This window comes from Oleiphilus sp. HI0128, from assembly GCF_001635365.1.
In genome coordinates this window covers 1-2,507 of record NZ_LWGG01000547.1, presented here as the reverse complement: position 1 = coordinate 2,507, position 2,507 = coordinate 1, and the positions used below count along the sequence as shown (strand labels likewise).

Annotated in this window: 4 protein-coding genes; all 4 read left to right on the top strand. The window is 45.2% G+C overall.

Going from position 1 to position 2,507, the window contains the following annotated elements; all coding sequences use genetic code 11:
- The coding region (locus tag A3763_RS06525; RefSeq protein WP_082880402.1) for an NUDIX domain-containing protein at positions 1–457 on the top strand (457 nt) is incomplete at its 5' end.
- 23 nt (positions 458–480) lie between these two features.
- Entirely contained in the window at positions 481–933 is a 453-nt protein-coding gene (locus tag A3763_RS06520; RefSeq protein WP_068508158.1) for a DUF1249 domain-containing protein, read from the top strand.
- A 283-nt stretch (positions 934–1,216) separates the two neighbouring features.
- Positions 1,217–2,044, top strand: coding sequence for a 3',5'-cyclic-AMP phosphodiesterase (gene cpdA / locus A3763_RS06515; protein WP_068508155.1), 828 nt, complete (start codon positions 1,217–1,219; stop codon positions 2,042–2,044).
- Positions 2,041–2,507 (top strand): YqiA/YcfP family alpha/beta fold hydrolase (locus tag A3763_RS06510; RefSeq protein WP_068759955.1); only part of this gene is annotated, 467 nt, incomplete at its 3' end. The genes cpdA and A3763_RS06510, both read left to right, overlap by 4 nt.

The window sequence follows — 2,507 nt, the reverse complement described above, 5'->3', positions numbered from 1 at the left end:
TGCCACTTGCGTTATTCCCTACGACCCAATGGAAGACAAAGTTGTGCTGCTGGAACAATTCAGGCCGGGCGCAATACTCGAGGATCAATCACCCTGGTTGCTGGAGTTGGTTGCAGGGATGAATGATGAGGGCGAGCACCCGGAGAATGTTGCACGCAGAGAAGCGCAAGAGGAGGCGCGCCTGGAATTAGGCGAACTTGAAAAAATTTGTGAATACTTGGTCTCGCCGGGCGGCACTACAGAGAAGGTCTATCTCTACTGTGCTAAAGTCAGTGTTCAAGGTGTTGGTGGCGTGTTTGGTCTTGCTGAAGAAGATGAAGATATCAAGGTACACTGCCTAGACTTTGAAGCAGCTTATAAATTGGTCGAAAATGGCACCATTAACAATGCTGCCGCTATTATGGGGCTTCAATGGCTGGCCTTAAACCGGGAACGCTTGCGAGAGCAGTGGCGCTAGACTAAGGGGAGAGTATTATTTTAATGCGTAAAAAGTATGTCCCCGACTTGGTTCAGCTTGGCGCGACCTTTGAAAGCAACTATAACCGCCTAATTCGTTTGATTCGAATGATGGGCGATGTTGAACGGATTCGCTTCAGCTTACATAACGGCATGTCTTACGTTGGGCAAGTACATATGACGCTTGTTGAGTCTTGTAAATATACCGATACTTTTTTGCTTGAACAAACCGCAGCGGCAGGGAAGTGGGTGAACAACCCCAAGCTTACGGTGCGTTTATATCATGATGCGGGTGTCGCTGAAGTGATAGCTCGCGATGGCCGCCAGTTAGCTCAGGGTGTAAATATCTACCCAAATCAAAAAATGCACTTGCCCGATGAAAAAAGTCAGATGAATACTTTTCTGACGGAATGGCTGAATTTCTGTATTTCTTATGGATGTTGCGACGAGAGTCCGTTTACCCATCAGAAAGTGTGAAAGTCTTATCAGACTGTTTGTCTTTATTAACGCTAATATCTGAGACGCGCGTAACAAAAAATTCATACCTTAGTATGAAAACACTAAAACAAAGCGTCATCATCATTTCCAAACTGCAATATTGAGCTAACTTATCTAGTTAATCTGCGAAAAGTTTAGTGAATCTATGGATAAAGCGTATTGCAGATCGGTTCTCTGAAGGAGTGAGTCTCAGTGTGCCGGGTCAAATTGGAATTGAGATTGTCAGATCAGCGATTTAGATAACAGAAAGAGCCGAACGAAAATGTCGAGTCATGTCAGTGCAGGGGGCGCTGTGATTAACCTCCTTCAAATAAGTGATTGCCACCTCACAAAGGATGCTGAAAGTGACTTGCTTGGTGTGGTGACACGCGAAAGCCTTGTTGCGGTGCTTGATAAAGTTGAAGCTGATATAGCTGCGAGCTTTTGTCCAAGCCCGGATTACGTTTTGGCGACGGGCGATATTGCACAGGATGCAAGTCTTGAAGCCTATCACTACTTCCAAACTCAAATTGAAGGCTTTAACGCTCCCAGCCGTTGGTTCTCTGGGAATCATGATGACCGTGGCATTATGGCTGAGGCCTTGGGTCACGGGGTCGAGACGGAGCGCTTGCTACGTGTTGGCAATTGGCAAATTATTTTATTAGATTCGTCTGTAACAGGTGCCGTACATGGCATGTTACGAGATGATGATTTAGCCTTTCTAGAGCGGTGCTTGTCTGAACGCCCCGATCTTCATACCTTAATTAGCTTTCATCACCATCCGGTTGATATCGGCAGTACCTGGCTGGATAAGATTGGTTTGCATAATCGAGATCAGTTTTTCGATATCGTTGACCGCTATGACAATGTCAGAGCGGTACTCTGGGGGCATATTCATCAAGAGTTTTCTGAAACGCGTAAAGGTGTTCAGCTGCTGGCGACGCCTTCAACCTGTATTCAATTTACTCCGAAGTCCCATGATTTTGGTGTAGAAGCGATAGCGCCTGGTTACCGATGGCTAAAGTTATTTGACGACGGTCGTTTAGAGTCAAAAGTTTCAAGAGCTGAAGATTTTCAGTTTAATTTAGATCTCGAGAGTAATGGCTATTGAAGTCTGTTATTTATTTACATGGTTTCAATAGTTCACCACAGTCTCACAAAGCCCAGTTATGCAAGGCTTATTTTGAGCGACAATGCCCTGGGCTTCGTTTAGAAATTCCAAAACTCCCCCCATCGCCACGCGAAGCGATTGCTCTGGTAGACAAGCTGATTGAAAGCATTGGTGTACAGAATCTGCTCGGATTCATTGGTAGCTCGCTTGGTGCTTATTACAGTATGCACTTGCTTGAGAGGTACTCTTTGCCGGGCTCCTCTCTGAAGGCAGTTTTGATCAACCCTGCTTTAAAGCCTTACGAACTGCTCGTTGATTATCTAGGTGAGAATACTAACTACTACTCTGGCGAAACCTACACTGTATTACCTTCACATATGGATGAGTTAAAGTCTTTGGAACTAAGCCCTAAGCAGAATGCTTCGTTGGTCAGTTCGGATAATGTTTATATCATGACGCAAAC